General features: G+C 54.5%; 36 protein-coding genes. 20 read left to right on the top strand and 16 right to left on the bottom strand.

Annotated elements, in window-relative coordinates; all coding sequences use genetic code 11:
* Window positions 1-4 precede the first annotated feature (4 nt).
* The 5 genes from ERE07_RS02495 to ERE07_RS22155 all read right to left on the bottom strand — a co-directional run bounded on the left by ERE07_RS02495 (window position 5) and on the right by ERE07_RS22155 (window position 2,906).
* The gene (locus ERE07_RS02495; RefSeq protein ID WP_130007222.1) at window positions 5-1,681 is read right to left on the bottom strand and encodes a terminase large subunit; all 1,677 of its coding nucleotides are present in this window, start codon (window positions 1,679-1,681) and stop codon (window positions 5-7) included.
* Window positions 1,682-1,684: 3 nt separating this feature from the next.
* Window positions 1,685-2,185: a terminase small subunit gene (locus tag ERE07_RS02490; protein ID WP_130007221.1), complete on the bottom strand. Its 501-nt coding sequence runs from the start codon at window positions 2,183-2,185 to the stop codon at window positions 1,685-1,687.
* Between the two features lie 108 nt (window positions 2,186-2,293).
* Window positions 2,294-2,443, bottom strand: coding sequence for a hypothetical protein (locus ERE07_RS21600; RefSeq protein WP_167670682.1), 150 nt, complete (start codon window positions 2,441-2,443; stop codon window positions 2,294-2,296).
* 14 nt (window positions 2,444-2,457) lie between these two features.
* Window positions 2,458-2,784 carry an HNH endonuclease signature motif containing protein gene (locus tag ERE07_RS02485; protein WP_130007220.1) on the bottom strand — a complete coding sequence of 109 codons (327 nt, stop codon included), beginning with the start codon at window positions 2,782-2,784 and terminating at the stop codon, window positions 2,458-2,460.
* Window positions 2,784-2,906, bottom strand: coding sequence for a hypothetical protein (locus ERE07_RS22155; protein ID WP_280634347.1), 123 nt, complete (start codon window positions 2,904-2,906; stop codon window positions 2,784-2,786). The genes ERE07_RS02485 and ERE07_RS22155 overlap by 1 nt, the downstream gene beginning before the upstream one ends.
* Before the next feature lie 143 nt (window positions 2,907-3,049).
* Between ERE07_RS22155 and ERE07_RS02480 the strand changes: the two genes are divergently transcribed.
* Window positions 3,050-3,301, top strand: a complete 252-nt coding sequence (locus ERE07_RS02480; protein WP_130007219.1) for a hypothetical protein — start codon at window positions 3,050-3,052, stop codon at window positions 3,299-3,301.
* Between the two features lie 123 nt (window positions 3,302-3,424).
* On the opposite strand, the gene ERE07_RS02475 is transcribed toward ERE07_RS02480, so the two are convergent.
* From ERE07_RS02475 to ERE07_RS02430, 10 genes are all read right to left on the bottom strand, one after another.
* Window positions 3,425-3,748, bottom strand: coding sequence for a hypothetical protein (locus tag ERE07_RS02475; protein WP_130007218.1), 324 nt, complete (start codon window positions 3,746-3,748; stop codon window positions 3,425-3,427).
* Window positions 3,749-4,047: 299 nt separating this feature from the next.
* Complete coding sequence (locus ERE07_RS02470; protein ID WP_130007217.1) at window positions 4,048-4,440, bottom strand: hypothetical protein; 393 nt, start codon at window positions 4,438-4,440, stop codon at window positions 4,048-4,050.
* A gap of 17 nt (window positions 4,441-4,457) precedes the next feature.
* Complete coding sequence (locus tag ERE07_RS02465) at window positions 4,458-4,832, bottom strand: DUF1064 domain-containing protein (protein WP_245153362.1); 375 nt, start codon at window positions 4,830-4,832, stop codon at window positions 4,458-4,460.
* Window positions 4,825-5,061: a hypothetical protein gene (locus ERE07_RS02460; RefSeq protein WP_130007216.1), complete on the bottom strand. Its 237-nt coding sequence runs from the start codon at window positions 5,059-5,061 to the stop codon at window positions 4,825-4,827. Before ERE07_RS02460 ends, ERE07_RS02465 begins: the two co-directional genes overlap by 8 nt.
* Window positions 5,058-5,729, bottom strand: coding sequence for an ATP-binding protein (locus ERE07_RS02455; protein WP_245153360.1), 672 nt, complete (start codon window positions 5,727-5,729; stop codon window positions 5,058-5,060). The genes ERE07_RS02460 and ERE07_RS02455 overlap by 4 nt, the downstream gene beginning before the upstream one ends.
* A gap of 1 nt (window position 5,730) precedes the next feature.
* Window positions 5,731-6,576, bottom strand: coding sequence for a hypothetical protein (locus ERE07_RS21795; protein ID WP_209021063.1), 846 nt, complete (start codon window positions 6,574-6,576; stop codon window positions 5,731-5,733).
* On the bottom strand, window positions 6,573-7,307 hold the full coding sequence (locus tag ERE07_RS02445) for a phage antirepressor KilAC domain-containing protein (protein ID WP_245153359.1): 735 nt from the start codon (window positions 7,305-7,307) through the stop codon (window positions 6,573-6,575). The genes ERE07_RS21795 and ERE07_RS02445 overlap by 4 nt, the downstream gene beginning before the upstream one ends.
* Before the next feature lie 13 nt (window positions 7,308-7,320).
* Window positions 7,321-7,710 carry a DUF4406 domain-containing protein gene (locus ERE07_RS02440; RefSeq protein WP_130007214.1) on the bottom strand — a complete coding sequence of 130 codons (390 nt, stop codon included), beginning with the start codon at window positions 7,708-7,710 and terminating at the stop codon, window positions 7,321-7,323.
* Window positions 7,707-8,072 carry a Ref family recombination enhancement nuclease gene (locus ERE07_RS02435; RefSeq protein ID WP_130007213.1) on the bottom strand — a complete coding sequence of 122 codons (366 nt, stop codon included), beginning with the start codon at window positions 8,070-8,072 and terminating at the stop codon, window positions 7,707-7,709. Before ERE07_RS02435 ends, ERE07_RS02440 begins: the two co-directional genes overlap by 4 nt.
* Window positions 8,069-8,641, bottom strand: a complete 573-nt coding sequence (locus ERE07_RS02430; protein ID WP_130007212.1) for a hypothetical protein — start codon at window positions 8,639-8,641, stop codon at window positions 8,069-8,071. The genes ERE07_RS02435 and ERE07_RS02430 overlap by 4 nt, the downstream gene beginning before the upstream one ends.
* A gap of 34 nt (window positions 8,642-8,675) precedes the next feature.
* Between ERE07_RS02430 and ERE07_RS02425 the strand changes: the two genes are divergently transcribed.
* Together ERE07_RS02425 and ERE07_RS02420 are read left to right on the top strand one after the other, a co-directional pair.
* A complete protein-coding gene (locus tag ERE07_RS02425) occupies window positions 8,676-8,882 on the top strand; it encodes a hypothetical protein (RefSeq protein ID WP_130007211.1) in 207 nt (68 codons plus the stop codon).
* Window positions 8,883-9,012: 130 nt separating this feature from the next.
* A complete protein-coding gene (locus tag ERE07_RS02420) occupies window positions 9,013-9,234 on the top strand; it encodes a hypothetical protein (protein ID WP_167670705.1) in 222 nt (73 codons plus the stop codon).
* A gap of 26 nt (window positions 9,235-9,260) precedes the next feature.
* On the opposite strand, the gene ERE07_RS02415 is transcribed toward ERE07_RS02420, so the two are convergent.
* Complete coding sequence (locus ERE07_RS02415) at window positions 9,261-9,494, bottom strand: transcriptional regulator (protein ID WP_130007209.1); 234 nt, start codon at window positions 9,492-9,494, stop codon at window positions 9,261-9,263.
* Window positions 9,495-9,581: 87 nt separating this feature from the next.
* Between ERE07_RS02415 and ERE07_RS02410 the strand changes: the two genes are divergently transcribed.
* From ERE07_RS02410 to ERE07_RS02335, 17 genes are all read left to right on the top strand, one after another.
* Window positions 9,582-9,980: a hypothetical protein gene (locus tag ERE07_RS02410; RefSeq protein WP_130007208.1), complete on the top strand. Its 399-nt coding sequence runs from the start codon at window positions 9,582-9,584 to the stop codon at window positions 9,978-9,980.
* 94 nt (window positions 9,981-10,074) lie between these two features.
* Window positions 10,075-10,743 carry a BRCT domain-containing protein gene (locus ERE07_RS02405; RefSeq protein WP_130007207.1) on the top strand — a complete coding sequence of 223 codons (669 nt, stop codon included), beginning with the start codon at window positions 10,075-10,077 and terminating at the stop codon, window positions 10,741-10,743.
* 4 nt (window positions 10,744-10,747) lie between these two features.
* Window positions 10,748-11,107, top strand: coding sequence for a hypothetical protein (locus tag ERE07_RS02400; protein WP_130007206.1), 360 nt, complete (start codon window positions 10,748-10,750; stop codon window positions 11,105-11,107).
* A gap of 198 nt (window positions 11,108-11,305) precedes the next feature.
* Complete coding sequence (locus ERE07_RS02395) at window positions 11,306-11,740, top strand: superinfection immunity protein (protein ID WP_130007205.1); 435 nt, start codon at window positions 11,306-11,308, stop codon at window positions 11,738-11,740.
* A 103-nt stretch (window positions 11,741-11,843) separates the two neighbouring features.
* Entirely contained in the window at window positions 11,844-12,341 is a 498-nt protein-coding gene (locus tag ERE07_RS02390) for a GNAT family N-acetyltransferase (RefSeq protein ID WP_130007204.1), read from the top strand.
* Window positions 12,342-12,478: 137 nt separating this feature from the next.
* Window positions 12,479-12,703, top strand: a complete 225-nt coding sequence (locus tag ERE07_RS02385) for a hypothetical protein (protein WP_130007203.1) — start codon at window positions 12,479-12,481, stop codon at window positions 12,701-12,703.
* A gap of 602 nt (window positions 12,704-13,305) precedes the next feature.
* Window positions 13,306-13,488 carry a hypothetical protein gene (locus ERE07_RS02380; protein WP_130007202.1) on the top strand — a complete coding sequence of 61 codons (183 nt, stop codon included), beginning with the start codon at window positions 13,306-13,308 and terminating at the stop codon, window positions 13,486-13,488.
* Between the two features lie 1,393 nt (window positions 13,489-14,881).
* On the top strand, window positions 14,882-15,121 hold the full coding sequence (locus ERE07_RS02375) for a hypothetical protein (protein ID WP_130007201.1): 240 nt from the start codon (window positions 14,882-14,884) through the stop codon (window positions 15,119-15,121).
* Window positions 15,122-15,201: 80 nt separating this feature from the next.
* A complete protein-coding gene (locus ERE07_RS02370; protein ID WP_130007200.1) occupies window positions 15,202-15,408 on the top strand; it encodes a hypothetical protein in 207 nt (68 codons plus the stop codon).
* Window positions 15,409-15,582: 174 nt separating this feature from the next.
* On the top strand, window positions 15,583-16,473 hold the full coding sequence (locus tag ERE07_RS02365) for a recombination-associated protein RdgC (protein ID WP_130007199.1): 891 nt from the start codon (window positions 15,583-15,585) through the stop codon (window positions 16,471-16,473).
* Between the two features lie 144 nt (window positions 16,474-16,617).
* Window positions 16,618-16,788 carry a hypothetical protein gene (locus tag ERE07_RS21595; RefSeq protein ID WP_167670704.1) on the top strand — a complete coding sequence of 57 codons (171 nt, stop codon included), beginning with the start codon at window positions 16,618-16,620 and terminating at the stop codon, window positions 16,786-16,788.
* 22 nt (window positions 16,789-16,810) lie between these two features.
* Window positions 16,811-17,470: a DNA polymerase III subunit beta family protein gene (locus ERE07_RS02360; protein WP_130007198.1), complete on the top strand. Its 660-nt coding sequence runs from the start codon at window positions 16,811-16,813 to the stop codon at window positions 17,468-17,470.
* Window positions 17,471-17,549: 79 nt separating this feature from the next.
* Complete coding sequence (locus ERE07_RS02355; RefSeq protein ID WP_130007197.1) at window positions 17,550-17,828, top strand: hypothetical protein; 279 nt, start codon at window positions 17,550-17,552, stop codon at window positions 17,826-17,828.
* A gap of 51 nt (window positions 17,829-17,879) precedes the next feature.
* On the top strand, window positions 17,880-18,287 hold the full coding sequence (locus tag ERE07_RS02350; protein ID WP_130007196.1) for a hypothetical protein: 408 nt from the start codon (window positions 17,880-17,882) through the stop codon (window positions 18,285-18,287).
* On the top strand, window positions 18,280-18,663 hold the full coding sequence (locus tag ERE07_RS02345; protein WP_130007195.1) for a hypothetical protein: 384 nt from the start codon (window positions 18,280-18,282) through the stop codon (window positions 18,661-18,663). Before ERE07_RS02350 ends, ERE07_RS02345 begins: the two co-directional genes overlap by 8 nt.
* Window positions 18,660-19,859, top strand: a complete 1,200-nt coding sequence (locus ERE07_RS02340; RefSeq protein ID WP_130007194.1) for a hypothetical protein — start codon at window positions 18,660-18,662, stop codon at window positions 19,857-19,859. The genes ERE07_RS02345 and ERE07_RS02340 overlap by 4 nt, the downstream gene beginning before the upstream one ends.
* Window positions 19,856-20,065, top strand: a complete 210-nt coding sequence (locus ERE07_RS02335; protein WP_130007193.1) for a hypothetical protein — start codon at window positions 19,856-19,858, stop codon at window positions 20,063-20,065. Before ERE07_RS02340 ends, ERE07_RS02335 begins: the two co-directional genes overlap by 4 nt.
* The last annotated feature ends 336 nt before the right edge of the window (window positions 20,066-20,401 follow it).

Here is a 20,401-nt window from a genome sequence, read left to right as displayed (position 1 = left end):
CGCCCTAAATGAATCGGATTCCGCGCGTCTCGTAGACCGAGTGACCGGATGCCTCAGGATTCAATGCCATAAGTTGCGATGCGTCCAACATGGCCATCACTGGATCGATTTTTGCTGTGCCACTTGCTTGCTTGGTGATAAGGATTGAGTTCGCACGTTGCTCAATCCGGGCATTACCTACACACCAGGCCATCAGTGGCTGCGCGCAGTGTATAAAGGTGCCCTCGGCCATCTTTCGCTCTACGGTCTTGATCGTCCCGCCAAGCTTGTACCCTTGGCTGATACCAACGAGCAGCTCATCCGGGATCTCTGCGTCAGCAAATGCCTCTTCAAAGCTAATGCCAATCTGGTCCAGACCAATCGCGTTCTTTTCCGGGAACAGGCCACGGTCATAGATCTGTTTAAGGATGCTGGCCAGCTCGCGCACGTCGTCGCCGATGCGCTCTACCATCACCAGGTCCCCGTCATTGGAAAAGTCCAGCAAGCGAGGCGCAGTTTCTTTGCGGCGCTCAAGCACTGAAGGGTGGGCCCAAGCGCGGCCCCAATGAAGCCAGTTGCCCGTATCTTTCTCTCGACCAATGACGCCCGCACCCAGCAAGTCATCCAGGCCGCCCCCGTCAACCCCGGCAGTGACAACCTCCGAACGATCCAGCAGTTCTTCCAGCGTCAGGCCGCGCTGCCCCTGAGGCTCCCAGTGGTCGGCGCCGGCCCAGCGGTCGCTGCGCAGGTTCATGCCGATTTCGATGTTCAGATGCTTGGCCAGGAACTGCTGGAACGAGCCATCCGTTTTGGCTCGATGCTTGCGCAGCTGGTCCTCCAGCCATTCCGAACTGACCGAGCGTCCCATATTGGGGTTAGTAATATGGAAGTTGACCGGCTCCATGTAGGCTTTGGACTTGACCATGTCCTCTGGAAACTCATAGAGCACCGGCAGCGAACGAGGATCATGAATATTGCCGTCGCGCACGTCCCGGTAGTAGTCAAGCTTCTCTTTGAACACGCCAGCCGGAGGTTCATCGCTTTGCGTGGACAGATAGATGACCCATCCCTCATTGCGCGATATCTGACCGCCGGTAGCCTCCAGGAACATCGCAGCCGCATTCGCCTTCTTGCCAAACACCCAAAGCTCATCGACCAGGATGCGACCGGACTTCTTGCCCGATACGGTGTCAGTGTCTGCGGCCACGACCTTGAGCGAGGCGCGTGTGACTCGGTGAGTGATCGTGCGGGTGTAGTCCTGAATGTGGAACATGTCCGAGAGCTCATCGTCGGCGCGGATCATTCCAGCAGCAGGCTTAAAACTGTTATCGGCTACCTCCTTAGTGGGTGCCAGAATCAAGTGTTCCTCTTCCTCTCGCCAGCAGATGATGAGCGCAGTGACCATGATGCCGGCTGCGATGGTCGATTTAGTGTTCTTTTTGCTGATGAGCAGAAAGAACTCTCGGATCAACTGGTTTCCGGTGTCGGCGTCATAAGCACCGAAGATCGCCTTGACGAAGTCGAACACCCATTCGTCGCAGCACTCGCCGAAGGTCGGCTTGCCTGGCAGGTCGACCACCCGGAGCTGCTTGAAGATGCCAAGCGCGTACTCACCCTGCACCGGAAAGATCGGCGCAGGAATGATGGATTGCCCCGCTTTGAGCCGATCAGCCCAATCTGGACAAGCAGTAGTCCATTCCATGGGTTACTTCCCGCCAGGAATCATCCGAAGCGGCGGGGGAGGTGGCGCAAACCTTCCTGCACCCGCCTTCTTGGCGGCATCTGCTCTTGCATCTTTCTTTCCCTGATCCGCCACCTTGGGATGCGTGAAGGGCATCAGCGCTTTGGCGGCGTCCAGGCGCAGCTTAGGATCCTCGAGCTGGTCGTTCATGATCGCGACCAAGACTTTCTTCGGGTCAGACGTCAGCCCAAGTGCGGATAGCCCAATGGCGCCAAGATTCTGGCCTTCGTTGCCAGCGTCAGTATCGTTGGCACTGGCGTCAGTTGCCCCTGACTCCTTGTTGTTAACGTTGTTAACCTTAACGTTGCGAGCAAGCGCAGCCATCACGTCCGGATCTTTCTTGAGCCGGGCCGCTGCCTGTGCTGCGCCGTTTTCGCTATAACCCGCTTGTATTGCGGCCTTTGCGCCAGACAGCCCCGACTGCAACGCAGCGACGAATCGGCGCTTTTTGTCGGTTAATGCCATTAACAACCTCGGTTAACAAAGTTCATGAAGGGGAAAAAATCTACGCGTGAGAGGGGGTGCGGTTTCCAAGCCCGCGCGGCCCTGAACTTTTCATGCCCCCCCCGGGGGTCAGCGCAGCACCTTGATGCTCACCGCTCTGGCCAGCCATCGGCCCACGCGCTGCGGGTCTGGCTGCAAGCCTGTCAGCTGCGCCATGGTCAGAACACCAAACAGGTACCAGCGGAACCACCACGCCACGCGCAGCTTGATTACGATCACCTGCCTGGCCATCCTTACCTCTTGAACCCCAAATCCTGTGCGGTCTTGTCCACGTGGCATCCAGCCTTGCGGTCTGAGTCATCGATGTACACACACAGGATCTGACAGTTTCCGTCGGTGTCAGGCCCACCCTCAAAGAGCGCTACCTTGTGATCAAGCTCAAAGCCATTGGGAAAGAGGGTGAGCCGACCGCAGCCCGCACAGTACGGACTGGCCGACCATATGCGAAGCCGTCTGTCTTGCAGCTTGCGACCGGTCATGCGTGTTGATGGCGCCACCTTGGCCGTGCTGATCGTGCTGACCATTGGCAGCGTGGGCTTGAGCATCCTTAACCGGGCCATCAACGTACCGTGCGAACGACCGCATTCCATACTTCACGGGCCAGGCTGAAACCAGCCACGTACTGGCAAGAGATCTCAGCCAGGCCAGCGCCAGTGACAAAGCCGATGAGGAAAGCAATCATTCGTTACTCCAAAACGAACGCCCCGCCGAACCGTGAGATTCAAGCGGGGCGTGAAAAGCCTCTTGCTAGAGGCCAAGGGTGAGAACGTCTGTCAGTTAGGTGTTATCTTATTAAGCCTACACCACCACGTAGAGGAAAACGATATGGATAATAATGAGATAGACAAAATACTTGACGATGATCAGCAACATAGATTGCGAATCACTGCGCAGGACGACAAAAAAGAATACAGCGTACTCGGATACGAAGACGTTCCTGTGCCGGTTCCTTATGCTGACCTGGAGGATGATTCGCGGCGCCTTGCCGTACTTGAGCGATTGTTACGTAAGGATGTACCATCTAAAACCATCGAAGCCTTCATCGCCCACGCGAAAGCGGACGGCAGATGGAACTGAAGGTCAGAACATAAAACCCGCCTCTCTTTCGATGGGCGGGTTTCTGTAGGCGCAATTACCAACGTGGTAATTGCTATGCATTTTGACAGTGTTTTTTCACGCGGTCAAGAATCGTTGTTCGAGTCACTCTATAAACCCACCCAGCCGCAGCGCTTCCTCGGCGGCTGCGAAAGCAATAGGCTCTTTACCCAAGGGTAAAGCAGAGCGCGCCAACGAATCATTCTTATTTTTTTTGTCAGACTGCCCCTTCGGTCGCAAGAGCCAGTCCAATAACCTTCGTCGCTGATTGGTACAAGTGCCTAGAGACATGCCAAGGTCAGCACCCAAGTCGGTAAGCGCGATTTTCTGCTTTCCATATTCACGAAGCAGAACGGCGGATGCGAATCGATGGTTAGCTCCTTCTCCCATCGTTGCCTGATATATCGCATCAAAGGCAACATAGCTCACTGCCTCTCGCCATGCTGGGTTGGTGCGCCAACCTGAACAACAATCGGACTTGCAGTTGCAACGTAGCCTGACTGGTGCATAGCGGCACGTTAGGATAGCCATTTGCAATGGTGTGAGCCTACCTTTGATCATCGCGGTAGCGCTTGCCGCCGTGGCCGCACCGTCAAGGCCAGACATAATACCCGGCTCGCTGCGGCGCTTGTCGGCCAGGCGCGCCGCCGGAGGGCGATCACAAGTAGTCCTTTCAGGATTGAAAAGATACGTCAAAGCTTCGACCGCGTGACGAAACGGTGGCCGCTCTACCATAGGACTTCCCTCGCAAAATATACTGGCTCAGGGCGGTTCTCGCCTCCCTCTATAGCCATCCAGGCAAGTAGCTTGGCTTTGCCTAGCTCACCGTGATTGGGATTGGCGGCCCAATGCGTAAGCCACCGTTCCTGCTGGTCTGAATTCATACGCAGGATATTGCGCGCCAAGGCGCGGTCTAGTGGCCCCATATCCGAAACTGCAACACCGCTTGCTCTGCATCGCCAGCACCGGCAAATGAATTTAACGGGTTCGATATCTAGCGTACGGTTGCATCTTTGCTTCGCTTCTTTCGCGTTGGGTGCTTCCATCTTCGGATTCTGCCCGGTGGTTTCTTCCCAGAACGCGCCTGAGTATGCTTCATAGGGTGTTGCTGCTGTGTCCATTGCTTTCTCCATCACACCTAGAATTCCTCTACATCCCATCCGCCCCCGTCGCGCTTTGCTTTGGGGTAGACGGCTTTGAAAATGAACGGATACTGATCGGCGGCGATCTTCATCTTTGCCCGGGCGTCATCCGCGAAAATGGCCTTGCTGCCCTTTACGTCCACCATCTCGATCACTTTGTCAGCGCGCATGATGGAGAAGTCCACGGTCAGAAAGGTGTTGTCTGCCAGGCGCAGTTTGATGCCCTCGAAGCGAAACCACAGGATCTCGCCAATGTGCCGGCGCTGCTCGAGCAAGCGGCAGTAGGCGGCTTCGGTTTTGTTCATCGCCCCCGCTTTGAGTCGGCCAAGCGCCTGCAGGCGTTGCATCGAAGTGGCAGGGTACTTACGCATGTCGCATCACCTGTTCGCGTAGCTGCTGTCGCTGGCTTTCAATCCAGCCGCGGCGATCCTGGGCAACGATGGGTGGTGATGGCTCGAAGCCGGCACAGTTGCGGTCATAGCGTGCCACCAAGAATGTCGCCCCCGAATTAAGCAGCCCGCAATGACCGAAACCTTGGTACGCCATACCTTTGGCTTCCCGAAGATGGAAATGACTGCAATCGACGCATTGAACAGTCATGATGGCCTCCGCAACCGGTAGCTTGGCCAGTCGAATACAACCTGTTTGCCACCTCCTTCGCGTAGGCGGTCTATGATTCGTTCGCCTAGGTATTCTTTCAGGCCAGCGAGAGCCAAGTTGCTGATGACGATGGTAGGGCGCATATGCTCGTACCGGCCGTTGATGATTTCGAACAAGATCAATTTCTCAGCATCGCTGCCGAACTGGACGCCCACTTCGTCCAGAATCAGCAAGTCAGGCTTGATCAAAGCCAGGATGGCATCGCTCTCGGATTTACTGCTATCGCGCCGATAGGTTTCCTTCACGCTTCGAACGGCTCCAATCACGGATGAGAACAGCGCGCAATACCCTTGCTCCATCACCGAGTGAGCAATGCCTGTGGCAAGGTGGGTTTTGCCAGCGCCCACCCCACCCACAAAAATCAAACTTCTACCGGTTTCCAACACCCCATCAAAATCGCTGGCATAGCTTCGGGCAATGTTCAATGCTTCGGCTGCGGAATCGCAATGGGCATTGAAGGTGCTTAGCTTTCGAGCTGCAAAGCGGGGCGGAATCGCTGCGCGGCGGAATACATCCTGGGCGATGGATTCGTTCCGTTGCTTAGCGGCCGCATATTGCGCCTTTTTGATCTCGGCACCGATGAGGGCGGCAGCATCTACGGAAGCCACATCAGAATGTCCCATCTGCGGCAACCCCTTCGCGATAATCTTGCTGCTCAAAATTTCCATGTTTAACTCCCGGGTTTCGTGTGCCCGCTAGGCGTTGGCACGTGGCTTTGAGGAACGAGGCTGGATCTGCTGGCCGTTCGAGTACGGCGCTGCGTACCGCTTGCACGACGATGTCGGCGGTGTGATCCTTGACCAGCTTGCCAACGAAGCTTCCGCACTGCGTAGCGGGCATTCCCGCTTCTTTGAGCAAGCTTTTCCCGACTGCCCATAGCTCGTCTTTGGTCATCTGATCGGGCGATTTATCCACAGGCTGTTCAGGCGGCGAGCCGCCCGTTCCGTTAGGAACGGAATAAGAAGATGAAGAAGAAGATGAAGAGCCGTCACCTAAGGGGGGCTTTGGTGAAGGCTTTGGTGCGTCCTTTGGTGCCTTCTTTGATGCAGCATCATTACCCTCACCAAAGCGTGAGGATTCCCCCCGAATGGTGCGGACATATTCATCCTTGACCATGCGACTTGAATACCAAATTGGTCCGGCTTGGGTGTCTACTAAGGTGATGGGTTCACCGTCTCTTCGACCACTGCGAGGTGTGTATATGTAGGCTTCAGAAAGATGTTTGTCATCACCTTTCAGCACCCCTTTGGTGACTAACCCTTTAAGCAGGTTGACTGTGCAACCTACGGCCTGCGCCATTTCCTTAAGCGTCCAGCGCAGTACGCCGTATTGTTCTTGATCATGCATCAGGCACAGAATCTCAAGCCAAACGCCTTTTTCTGCATGCGTGCAGCGTCGAAGATTGCTATTGCCGGTCCAGTCAGACGGGTAGAACTGAAATGATGGCCGCTTCATGACAGCGCCCCCTCTTGTTGCTGAGCAGCCAGATATTTGCCCCACTCACCTGCGACCCAGTTCACGCCCTTCGGTGTGAAGCGCATCTGGGCGAACGCACGGTCATTGGCGTGGGCTATGCCTGTCTTGACTTCGAAGCGGCCCGCGTCAATGTGCTGCTGGAATGGCGTGAGCGTTCCGTCCAGGCGATAGGCAATGCGCTGGTCTAGCAAGAACAGGCGAAAACGGGCCTCGTTGGCCTTCAGGAGCTTGCATACCTGACGAAAGCCTTGGCTCCCATTCGCTGAGGCATAACGGTCAACGAACTCAACCTTGGGCGCTGCTGCCTGTAAGGCTTGTTGCTGGCGCTCAATCTGGTCTGCTTGCTCTGCAGCTAGGCGTAACGCATCGGCGAATGATTGGGGAACGGCGGGCAGGGCACCACGCTCCAGCTGCTGCCAGCGATCAATGATGCGGGCGCGCACCTCATCGCTATATCCGGCTATGACGATGTACACGTCCCGCTCAATCAGGTCATACACCTCGACGGGGCGCCCCCCAGTGGCTTCTATCCTGCTTTTACGACTTGATCGTAAAAGTCCTTTGTTGAATAGCCTCTCTATGGTGGACACGACATCGTTGTGTCGGGCCTCTGCCAGATCAGCTATTTCACGGCTGCTCATGGTCGGTACCGGCGAGGCGGAAAACCCTTGCGTAACGGCCCCCGATGGGCTTATCATGGCTTCGTTCATGTGCACATCTCCGTTAAGTTTGTGCAGTTGAAAGACCCGGCACTGTTCGCGCAGTGGCCGGGTTGTTTGTTTGTGGCACATAGGACGTACGCACGCGTGGGCCCATCAATAGGAATGCCGTCACATCGCCTACGGCCATGCCCAGCTCCAGGGCGATGTAGCGTTCAAGGCGTGCGCCGCGTGATTGCTCCCAGCCTGGCAGCATCGCTACGGCATCGCACTGCACTAGCTGGGCAATATCCAGCCTTAGGCACTCTTCCCATCGTGTGGAAGGATCCTTGACCAGCTCGGCGGGGTTCACGACTTCATATCCACCGGTGCGTAGGTGGGCAGCGTGGCGGTGAAAGGCGGGGAAGTTCAGATCCTGCAGGCCCGTCATTGGGCCGGATAGATAAAGTTTCATGCGGCTTTGCTCCACTCCCCATTTGCGGCGGCACGCGCCTCGGGGACGATGATGTTGTGGCGGGTTTGCAGGATGTCCAGGCACACGTGCAGCAGGAACGGTTGCGGCCCGTATTTCTCTTCGAAGCGAAACTTCCACGGATGCACCGCCAGCAGGCCTTGGCGACCGGTACCGTCTTGGTGATGTCCTGCGCATAGTGGCAGCACCAGCCAATGCGCCCAGGGCTTGGTACGGCCATCAATGTGGTGAACGCTGCAGTAATCATTGAAGTGCCCGTCCAGTAGGCAGGCAATACACCCCACCTGGCGGCACAGTTGGCCGTGGAAGCGCTTTTCAGCAGGGGAGGTGGGGCGACCTTTCACCTTGTCACCTCTGTACTCGCTAACTTCGCCTCGATCATGGCGCGGGTTTTCATGCCGGCATCGATGGCTTCGGATACCTGTTGATGTGCCTCTTCCAGCTCTTTGCGGTCATAGCCATCAATCAAGCCAGTGACGGCTATGCCTGCCTCATTCTGTTCACGCATAAGATTCGTTGCGATGGTGACAGTGAAAGGCATCAGCTTTTCAGGCAGAGCCAGCGCGCGCACGGCAAAGCCCAACGGCATCAGGATCCGGTCCAGAGCGCGGCGGGTGACCTCATCGGGTAGGCCAGCCAGCAGAGACTGCAAAAAGTTGGGCGGCAACAGGTTGCCATCTTTTGTTTCGTCATCCAGCCAACGAAATATCCTGTCCGCATTGACCTTGGTGCGCTCGAAGGCGTCAGTAGTCTTAGGTTCAAACCGTAGACCTGTGATCGCATCCGCCCCCAAGCGCTCATGGGCCTCAACGATTGCTTGGGCGACTGTCTCTCGCGATAGTCGGTTGATCCGTCTGTATTCGCTGATTTCCTCACGCAAGATGCCTATCAGGCTTTGCGACACATTACGCATGACGGATTCTCCTGGGCTGGCGACAATGGCAACCATGAAAGCGAACAAAATTGATAGGGAAGGGGAGACGGCGGTAGCGCTGGTGGAAGCCGCGCTGGTAGAGGCTCGGGACATTGCGCGCCGGGTGCTTGGTCGCGCCCCCGATGCTGTAGTGGCTGCTGTGCTTCGTGAGCTTTGCTATCAGCGCGAGAATCAGCCGCCCCCGTGTGCTGACGCGACGTGGGATCACACGATGCATTGAGATCACGTCGCCCGGACCTATAGGGATACGATCGTCCGCAGGTTCGGGGCGCCAGGGGTTAGGGGAGGTCAATCCAAAACTCGTAGAATCAGGGAACCGACCCCCTATGACTTTGAGTAAAGGATTGACCATGAGCGAGACGGTGCAAGTTTTCCCAGTAACCGCCTGGACGGTGGGCCCTGTTCCGCGCCTTGGGTTTGCGGTAATGAAGTTCAATTTCATTACGAGCCCCATGCAAAAGATTGAGGAATCCAATGAAGGGCCCAACTACGCTTTAACGAGCGCCCAAATGCGCGAACTGATTGAACAAATGCAGATAGCTCTTGATGTACTGGATGACTCTGGCGAATAGTCCGAAGCCAGTCATGTTCATTGAGGTTAAGCATGCTCCGCTCCCTTGAGTTCTGGCCAGATGTCGGCCCAGTCGTTTGGGCGAAGGTCGCGACGTGTAACTTGCCACCCGGTAGCGCGCTCGATAGCGGTGCATCGTTCGATTGGAATAGGCCGACGTCGCAATGCCCATTGCGAAATAAGAATGGGCGGAACACGCAGTTCAGCCGCTAGCCGCTGCCGAAGGCCGCGCCCAGAATTGACGTAAGTAAGCAGGTCCATGCTATTTATATTAAGCGAATCGCTTATTTACAGCAAGGCATTTCGCTCCTTCACTACTTGAGCATATTGCTTTGTAATGTGGACACAATGAAATCAGCCGCAGACCTTCGTCTGGAAAATCTAGAACTGTTGATCGCTGAAGCCGGCACTGCCGAGGCGCTCGCTCGTCTGTGTGACCTATCGCCGGAATACTTAAGTCAGATCCGCAACCGTGCCCTCGATCGAAAAACAGGCCGTCCACGAAATTTGGGCAACCAAGCGGCGCGCAAGCTGGAGCAGGGGACTGGAAAGCAATTGGGGTGGATGGATACCAGCCATGCTGATCGCCAGATAGAGGGGCCTCTGACGCTAGATTGGCCGCTTCGGAAAGTTACCGTTGAGCGTCTACAGGCTCTTACTACGGAGCAGCGACAACGGGCAGATGCGGCCATGGATGATCTGCTGCGGGGTTACGAGGCGGAACGGGCAGCCAAGACGCGCGGATAGGTCTGGAGAATCAACCATTTATGTGTGCCGCGTTGAGTATAAAAAGTAACCAATAATTGATTAGATGTTCTTTTGTAAGTGACGGGAGGCGGGTATGGGATGGTTTTCCGAAACGTTTGGACGCGGCACGCTTGATCAGCATGGCCAACCTTTAAATCGCTTGTATCGTGCTCATGCAGTTGAAGCCAGACAAATTGACGAACTGATCGGATTGGTTAAGGGCGTGCTCGCGGATGGAGCAATTTGCCAGGGCGAAGTGGAGTTTCTGCTTGGCTGGATGAATGCTAACCGCAACGCGCTAAACCAGTGGCCAGCGAAAGTTCTATACCCGCGTATTGCAACTGCGCTTCAGGACGGGTACATGGATGAGCGCGAGGAGCAAGAGATTATGGAGCTCTTGTTAGCGGCTGTGGGTGGAAATGTCGCCCCCTTTAACGGTGACGCGAGTGATAGCACCACGCTCCCGTTTAGCGATCCATTACCCCAGGTGGCGGCGAGTGGTCGTACTTTTTGTTTTACAGGTAAGTTCAATAGCGGCACCAGAGACTGGTGTTGCACGCAGGTAATCGATCGAGGCGGCTTTGCGACCAACAGCATTACAAAGAAGGTGAACTTCCTTGTGATTGGTGAAGTCGGAAGCCGGGATTGGCTGCACTCCACATATGGCACAAAAATACAGAAAGCTATCGATTATCGTGATCAGGGCACATCCCTCCATATCATTGGTGAACAGTATTGGTACGAGCAAGTTATAGGAGCGTAGGGTGATGAAAATCCATCGATCAATCGAAGAGCCGCTGCGCGACGGACTTACCACCAATGAATTGTGGTTTTCTGACGATAGCGGGTTAATTGCTTGCTGGGAGCGAGGTAGGAAGATGGCTACTGAACGTCCTGAGGTTGCGGCTGACGCGGTTGCCGGAGTTCTGATTGAACTCCCGTGGGCCGGCGGCTTGGCCAAGGCCATCAAGACAGGTAAGAAATACGGCAGTTACCGTTACCTTGCGATGTGGCAGGGGCTTCGGGGACAGGATCTGGACGTTGACCCAAGCCGAGATACTCTATTGATTTGTTCTAGGTTCGGGGCGACCGTAACGTTTACAAGCGACCTAGCGCGTTTTGGGTGAGTGGTGCAGCTGCTTTTCTGTATAGACAGCGAAAACGGGTAGCTGCTATTGATGACTTGTTGCTCGGATATGAAGCGGAACGATCCGCGACGAGAAAATGGGTAGGATAGCGGAAGGCCGAAATTCTCTAGACTTCACACGTAACAAAAAGTGTTATAAAAATAAAAATAAATAACGTTATTAAAACAAGGAGTGGCGATGGTTTTTTTGCGTATTTTCGCTTTGGCTGCATTGGTACTATTTTCATTCGCGGTCGGGAGCGGGACAAACCAAATTGCAGCGATAATGACCCCCGTGTTCTTTATTTCCGCAATCGCCTTGTATTTTCTACCGACTATTGAAGGAAACTTGCGCAAGCAGGCGAATATCAATTCAATCGCTTTGGTGAATATTTTTCTTGGCTGGACTCTAGTGGGTTGGGTTGTGGCAATTGCTTGGGCTTGCAAAGAAAAGCATGCGGTGGAAGCTCCTCGAGCAGAAGAAGTAACCTCGCCCCCGAGATCCCCAAACGCCCAAACATACACATCCACGTCCTCAGTGGCCGACCAGTTAACTAAGCTAGCTACTCTCAAAGAAAAAGGCATATTGACCGATGAGGAGTTTGCTTCTCAAAAGGCCAAGCTATTGGCATAGCTAAGGGAACGATTACCACAGGCTCGCAATCGTTTGATACCAGGACAAAAATTACAACCGACCATTATTTCGGCCGGTGTAGTGGAGATAGGAGTTTAGGACTGTGGTTGATGTGCAGATTCGCCGCCTGAGAGTTGTCGATGTGGAGGACTTTCGCGAGATACGACTGACAGCACTTAAGAAAGCGCCAGAGATGTTCGGATCTACCTATGAGGTCGAGGCAAGAAGGCCGCTAGAAGCGTTCGCAGATCGTGTGTCAAATGTCGTGGCATTCGGCGCTTATGTCGATGGCAAAATTGTTGGACTGTCGGTTTTCAAACAAGAGGATGGCCCAAAGGATACTCATAAGGCGCAGATAACGGGAGTTTTCGTGGAGCCCGAGCTGCGTGCCCAAGGGGTAGCCAGTGGGCTGTTGCAGGCGGCGATAGATTACGGACGTGACCACGTGGAGCAGATCATGCTCACCGTTGTAGAAGGGAATGAAGCTGCGATAGCCCTATACAAAAAGCACGGCTTTAAGCCGTACGGTGTCGAGCCGCGCGCAACAAAGATCGGCTCGGAATATCATAACGAGGTTCTGATGGTGCTGTTCCTGCGTTAACTGCATCGATAAGTGGCAAAATTGGCTATCCAACTTGGTAGGTTTTGGATAGCTAGGTAACTAAATAAGAAAATCAATACTGATTATATCGGCACCGAACAGCACAGAAAGCGGTAAACACCGGTGAAAGGAGAGCAATGGCAACGCACCACCCTCAAATTGACGAATCAGAGTTCAACGACCTGCAAAGATGTCATTGGGCAAACGTGCGGGCCATCATGAAGTCAGTGGATTCATTGTTCGCGCTTATGGAGGCCGACGGTGATCCGCCAAAGAAGGAGGTGTTACGAATCGCTCAGGACTTGATTCGAGACATGCGGATCAAGTGGAAGGATGATGACCTGCCAGCTCATACAGCCTAGGCCCGGCTAGTTATGAAAATGCATAGTCCACTTCTGCTTGTTCTTATTGGACTCGGGTGCTTAGCCATTTTGCTGATGGTTGGCATCAAGGAAGCCCGGGAAAAACATCGAAGGAAAAAGGGAAATGGGAGTTCTGATGAACAATAGCCTTCTCTCTGAGATGAATCTAAACATGGGTACTTACTTCATCCTCGCGGGCATTAGCTGCCTGGCACTACTTCTGGCTATCAGGCTCTGGGACGCGTGGCAGAAGCGCAAGTGGAGGAAGAGGTGGCCGTTGTAAGGATGGTCTCTCTTGAGGAGATTTAGGCTGATGCGGGTAGGCTCGGTGGTGTCGTGTGAGAGATAAAGTAGCGACCGTTTGTTAGCGTTGTTCACAAGCGCCGGCAAGACGTTGGCGTTCATCAGTTAATTGACGTATTCACCTAAATGTTATACATTTGTATCACGATGCTAGGCTCCATAGACGAGATCTGTGGGTAAAGTCAGAGCGACGGAAATATGTGTGGATAACCCATCCAAGATGGGATTAATTTTAATGATCATGCTTGCCTAAAGCCAATGATTGTCCACAGTCATAAATCCTGACTTGGAGCATTGTCGTGAGAACCAGTAAAACCAAAACGTCGAAGTGGACTATCGCCCGCCTGATAGCCAGTGGCGCCCTGCTTGGCGTTGCCGTGGCCGGCGTTCTCGGTGTGGATACCTCGTTCCTAAATACGCTATTTGGTGCTTCTGGCGCCGCCGCCGCCGTTTTCGCTCTTAAGGCTGTGCATATTCTGTAATGCTCGCAGTACTCACGGATAGCTTAATAAATGCGACGACGATAGGTGCCGGACTACTTTCGATCACCATACGTCCTGGTCGCCGCTTTCTTCGACGACGCTGTAACGGGCTCGACGGTAATTGTTGGAATGCGCAAAAGGCCATTACAGACTTCTTAAATGGCGCCACGGCCGTACCATTTGCGTGCTTGGTGGCCTCGGCTGTTGACCCTACCATCACGCAGATCGTTCTTGCCAATAAGATTACCATGGCTATTTCAGGCGCTATCGGGCTCATATTTGTCCTGGGGGAAATTTCCACGGCTGGCCGCGACGATTGACGAGCATCCTCAACGCATAGTTGCCTACATTGGCCCGCTGGGGCTTTCGTTGCCTGCAAAAAAAGCCCCAGCGGGGGATGCTGGGGCTAAGTACTTTCTACCCAAAACCACAATAAAGCATGACAATTGAGTGAAAAATGTACACCCATCTGCACAAAAGCCTTAGGGGTGTGGCAAACCTGGCCAGCTCACAGTGCTTCAGGGGTACGCCTACAATTTAACTCATGCCCTTCTAAGAAACCATTCCCCGTAGCCCCTAGGCTTTTGGCGGTAAGAACCGTCTTAGCGGCTATCTCCCTTGCTCCAGGAGATATCCTGCAGCCATAAAAGAAGCCCTGAATCCGGCGACGGATTACTCAGGGCTGCTTGAATCCGATTCTCCCCTCGCATTCAAGCGCCTTCATCGTAGGCTTTTGGCCAGGCGCGGCCACTGGAAAAAGCGCGCATATCTTTGATTCTTACCTAAGAGTTACCCGTAGCTAGCTGCCCCTTCGGAGGCTTTTTTGTTGCCTGCCTAAAAAAGCCCTGAGGCGGGGGTTCGTTCCTCAGGGCTTCAAGTGCGAGTCTCCCTCGCACAGTGGGCATTTACATCATAGCCATTAACCCTCAGCGTTCTTGTGACAGAGGCGCGGATTACTTTGTTTCATCCCTATTGGTTACCCTAGCTGCTTGTAGCATTTTCGGCGAGATTTTGCTTGTATGAATCCTTGTGTCACATCCGTTTTAGCAAAGATGATTCAACCCTAAAATGATAGTAAGTGCTTACTATAAAAGGAGTTTTTGTAAAATTCATTGCTTGACTAGCAACCATGGCAACCGCTAATCTCTGCAACGAAACGTCAATTTGAGCGTAGCTGAACAACGAGTGAAAGTTTAGGAGTTACCCTGTGCTGAATCTCTTTGATACTGTTGTTATATACAGTATTATTTAGCCCTTGGACTGAGAGTTGGCAAGCCTGATCTTTATATTTGATTTCGCAATAGGCTGATCCGTATATTGGTTTATAGGCCCCTCTCGCAGACGCTCGTCAGTGTCGACCGCGAGGGCGGCCGTACCTATAGGAAGTTAGGCCATGTCAATAAATGAACAAGAACCGGAAATGCAGAACAAAGGAAGTTGTTTAGCTCCAAAACTTGACGGTCTCGGATATGAGTCCAAAGTCGCGCTAAAAACACTGCGTGCCCAATTGCTTTGGGCGACTGGCCCATCGCAATCAGGGTTCAGCCGATTGAGTGATCAAGACCAAAAGTACCTTCTCGAATTATGGTATTCGCTTGTGTTAATTGCTGATATCGAGCAAACCTCTGTGTAAACATAAGCAATTCGCTTGACTTAAGTAAAGCATTGCGCTTAACATTCTTATTAAGCAATTCGCTTAATAAGGAGAGCGCAATGCAATCATCCAACTGGCCAGGCGGTATAGACCGCAGCCACTCAAATTACACGCTCAAGTTCCCACGCACCAGCCGCTATGACGGGCAGGGCGGTTGGGCCAAAGACAGCGCAAAAATACCCCTTGTTGATGCAACGCTTTTCGTTGTCGGTACCGCCGCCATCGTATGGGCCACTGTGCGCGTTGCTACTTGGATCTGGGGATAACCGAGAGAACGCCTTCGAACGAGGGCGCTTTGGCAGACACACTGTGGCGCGATCTGCGCAACTCCTAATCAACCTGAGTAGTACTTAAACGCAGTGTGTCTGACCAAAGAGACTCCCACCGGGAGACGGATCCAACCGTAAGGCGTAGTCAAGCCATCAAGGAGCAGGGCAATCATGTGGTTCAAGAATCTGAAAATCTACCGTCTGGCGCCTGAGTTCAAGGCAGACGCACAGGAACTCGAGCAGCAGTTGGCCAAACAAGGCTATCAGGCTATTGGCAGTCGCGACATGCAATCGCTTGGTTGGGTGGAGCCGCGCGCCGGCATGGGCCTGGTGTATTTACAGGGTGGCCAGTATCTGCTGTGCCTGCGCCAGGCAAAAAAACTCTTGCCCGCGTCGGTCATCAACCGCGCAGCCCGGGACCGGGCGGGCGAAATTGAAGAACAACAGGGCTTTAAGCCTGGGCGCAAGCAGATGCGGGAAATCAAGGAATTCATCATTGATGAGTTGCTGCCCCAGGCCTTTCACACCGAGCGAGACATTTCGGTGTGGATCGATACGCGCAACCATTGGTTTGTGATCGATACATCCTCAGGTGCGCGTGCGGATGAGGTGTTGGGTATGTTGGCCAAGGCCATCGATCCGTTTCCCGTGCGCCCCCTGCATGTAGAGAGATCTCCAGCTGCAGCCATGACCGGTTGGCTGGCTGATGACGAAGCGCCCGAAGTGTTTTCAATCGATCAGGATACCGAGCTGTCATCCACCGGCAATAGTGGCTCCAAAGTGCGCTACAGCCGCCAGACCATCGCCCCCGAAGATGCATGCCGACATATCCAGTCCGGCAAGCAATGTACGCGGTTGGCGATGACGTGGGCAGATCGCGTGTCGTTTGTCCTGACTGAAGGATTGGATCTTCGGCGTGTGACAGCGCTGGACGTGCTGAAGGAAGGACAGGGCGCTGATGACACCGAAGCGGAGCGGTTTGCCTCGGACTTCGTGCTTATGACTGGCGAGCTGTCCCGGCTTATCGACGATCTGGTGGATTCCTTTGGTGGGGAGAAATAAATATGGCTGGTTTCTGCGTACTGGGCGTACCCCAGCAAAAGCTTGATGAAATGGCCGACCGGCGTGTCGCTGCTTTAGAACGCCGCCTGAAGCGCCCCCCCCCGTCCCGGCTCTACCGAAGCGCGTCGACGCAAGGTGTTGCTCATGTTGCATGCGAAACCGCCGCGCGAGGTCATTTCTGGCGAGTTCGATGCACCTCAGTTCTGCCACGACTATATCAACCTTGCCGCCAAGCATGGTTACCAGTTTTTGGTTGTAGCACGGCGCGGAGATCGCAAGGCAGGCGAGCGTGCCTGGGAAATATACGAGTCTTAAACAGGGTAGGGGAGTGATAGACATGGCAACAGTACTTGTTGCGGCCCGCATGCTCAAAGCAGCGTTACGTATTTGTCCGAAAGCGGACATCCGGTATTACCTGAACGGTGTGCTTATAGAAGCGACTGCCACCGAAACGATTGCAGTGACTACTGACGGGCATCGTTTACTGGCCGTGCGGCAAGAGGCCCAGAACGAAGTGCAAGAGCCAGTGAGCCTCCTTATGCCCCATTGGGTCGCGAAGCTGTTGACAGCGGGTCGTCCGAACAAATACGTCCATGTATTGGATCTACGTCAGGAGGAAGGCCGGTGGAGTGCGCCTTTACCGCAGGGCGGGCGCGTCATCTTTGAGCCAATTGAGCAGGATGGAGCGCATAGGTTCCCGGCTTGGCGCAGGGTCATTCCCACCGAGTGCACTGGGGTGCCCGCTCAGTTCAACCCGAAATATCTGCTTGATATGACGTTGGCGGCCAAAGATCTAGGCGCAGTGTTCTTCCAAACAGCGAGGCTTACACCCAACGGGGAGCATGCGGCGGGCCTTGTGACTTGCCCACAACTTATGGATTACGAGTTCCTAGGTGCTGTTATGCCGATACGTGATGATAGTGCCCCCAATGAAGTCACTGTCCCTACCTGGGCAGTTCCGCCCACTACCGCAAAAGAGCCGGGTCATGTGGGCTGATATAGGCGAAATGATCGCACGAATACTTGAAGGCATTTTTGGTATCCGCGGCTAAGCCCTGATCGAAGTGAGATAGCAAATGACACAACGAGCACTTAACCCTACCGTCTGGCAACAGATCCGCAATATTCTGCTGCGCGCCCCCGGTGATGGTTGGATGGAGTGGGGCGATCTGTTGCAGGAGATCAAACGCCGCGGCATTGATACTGGCGCACAGCCTGCAGCGGCATGTACCGCAGCGGCGGATTCAGGATGGATCGAGTTTAAAGAAGAGCGGGTACCGGCTGATGATGGATCCGGCAATCTCTGGTCCAAGCGTTGGTATCGCGCTGTACATGGAGGAGGTTCTTATGAATAAGAAAAACAAGCGGCAGGCGGCGCTATCAATTCTGATCGTACAGGAGCAACCATGAGCTTAGATATTCTCCATGGCTTCACAAAGCCGGAAATCATTCAGTGGGTCCGCGAGAAGGCATTTGCACGAGTCCGGAAAAGTGATCTTCTGTTCATCCGCTGGCAAAAGGCATCCAAACTCATAAATCAAGATTATCAGCAAGAGCTGGATCGGTGGGAGGCAAGCAAGCCAGACTTCGTCCAGCGGGACAATCTGGCGCGACAGCATAATGAATGCAAAGATCCGCAGGAGAGGCTGCGGATTCTGGAAAAACTACGGCCGTATGACACAGCACTCCAACAGCACTTAGCCCGATGCAAAAAGCTGGACCAGCGTCAGGACCGAGTTGACCGGCTGTACAAACAGTACGAAAACCAGCGGGGTCTTGATTACGCACAGGAACAGGGAGGGAGTGATGGCTGACTACATCGTCATCAGCGTGCATCACACTCTGCGCTCTCATCGATACATCACCCTTTGGGCACCAAACGATTGCGGCTATCGCTGGAGGCTATCAGGCGCTGGTCGATACCCGCACGACCACGTCATGTCGATGCTGGACTACTACAACTCTGGCAGCAACATTGCTGTGCCCGCCGAGGTCGTCGAGCCACTGGCCCGCCCAGGTGATCCGCATGATTTTGACGGGGTGACGCTGGATATGCCGGTGTCAGATCTACTGGCAGTGCCAAACAATAAGGGGGTCTGGGAAAAGCTTCTGGCGAACGTGATCACCCCAACCAGATATAAGCCGTGCCCGGATTATCCCGGAGCACGTCGAAAAAAGGAATCGACATGACACAAGACACCCAGCGCGCCGCGCTTGAGACGCAAATAGAACTGCCGCCACTACCCCTGACAACGGGCTACGAACCGGACTGCCCTTATCCCGACTGGGTGAATGACCTATTGCAAGATTATGCCCGCGCCGCCATCGAGCATGACCGCAAAGGGCGGGGTGAGCCGGTGGCGGCGTGGCTTCGGGTTAGTGGCGATAGCATAATCGCGAGCCGCAGCAATTGGTTATACCCGCATGCTACTGAAGATGATGCAGGGCCCAGAGACGAGCAACGTTACGCCGCAGTAGGTCGCCGTGATGGGGATATATTGCTGAATACTTTCATCGGCTCGCTGGACCTAAAAGACCTGGAGACTATGTTGTCTTGGCCCGCTGCCCCACAACCCGCCGAGCCGGTGAAGGTGCCGAGTGATGATGACCTGTTCGCCATCCACGACGAGTATTTCCCAGTGATGTTCGCGGGGCATGAAAACTATCTGCGCTTCGCCCGCGACCTCCTTTCCCGCTACGGCAGTGCCACACAGCTAGCCGCCTATAAGGACAGCACTCCGGGCTTGCGCGTCGGGGATTCGTCGTTCGAGGCTTGGTTTTCTGGCTACAACCCCGCAGGTAATGGCGACAAACAGCGTGCCCGTGATGCCTACGCCGCTGGGATGGGAGACCCACTGGTGACTTATGCACAGCCTGCCGCGAGCGCGGAGCCATCCGGAGAGGTGCGGGTCCACGATAACGGCGAGCCTACCTATCTTGACGGGATTGAGTGTCAGTACAGCATCGTAAAGGGTGAGCCATGGCCGAACTGCGAGCCCTTGGCTTACGTTTTTGACCGGAACATTGCTGAGCGCATCGCCGCCGCCCTGAACGCCGCCCCCGTTGCCGCACAGCAGAGCGTGCCGGATAAGAAAACTAATCTTCACCCCCTTGGCAGCACAGATCACTTTGCTCGCGGTATTTACATCGCCGGGTGGAACGATTGTCGTGCCGCCATGCTCGAAGCCACCCCCACCCCACCGGCAACCGGGCAGGCGCAGCAGGAGCGAAACGATAAGGTGGATGCTGAGCGATATCGCTGGTGGCGTGAATATTATTTCAATGATGCGTTTCGCCCCCAGTTTGTGCCCGGCAGCGCGAACACTCCTGAAGAGTTGGATGCCGGACTTGATGCTGCCCGTGCCCAGCAGGAAGGAGAGTCATGAGCACCAGAACGATCATCGAGATCAATCACGACCACCTCACATTGAGTACAGCCGCTGATCTGGTGAGCCTGTTAGGTCATTTGGGCTTATCCACCATCACCGGGCAACTCAATCAAAGCAATGGGAATCCAGTTGATTGGGGCCACATCCGCATCCTGGCCCAGCGCCACCACTCTGAATCATTGACGCTGAAGGTGGAGTCATGAACCTCGGCCCTGACTGGATGATCGCTTTTGACGCCATGAGTCTGGCGTATCTATGGACCTATGTTGTGTGGGGGAAGGATTGACCGACCGAATCAACGAAGTGTTGGCCGTCACGGCTAGAGATTGGAAACTGGAGAACAAAAATGAATAAGCGTTGTTTCAATACCCAGGAGGCAATGGAGTACCTGGGGGTGCGCCGTCGCTTCTTTGATGCGCACATCGCCCCCACGCTGGAGGGCAAGGCGGTGCGCGCCGGCACCTCAGTGGTGTACGAGCGGGTAGATCTGGACGAAGCGTGGGATCGTTATAAACTGGTGGCCGGTAGTGAGCGTGCCA

It is taken from the genome of Allopusillimonas ginsengisoli, assembly GCF_004153455.1.
Taxonomy (GTDB): Bacteria; Pseudomonadota; Gammaproteobacteria; order Burkholderiales; family Burkholderiaceae_B; genus Allopusillimonas; species Allopusillimonas ginsengisoli.
This window is presented reverse-complemented; position numbering and strand designations above follow the sequence as displayed.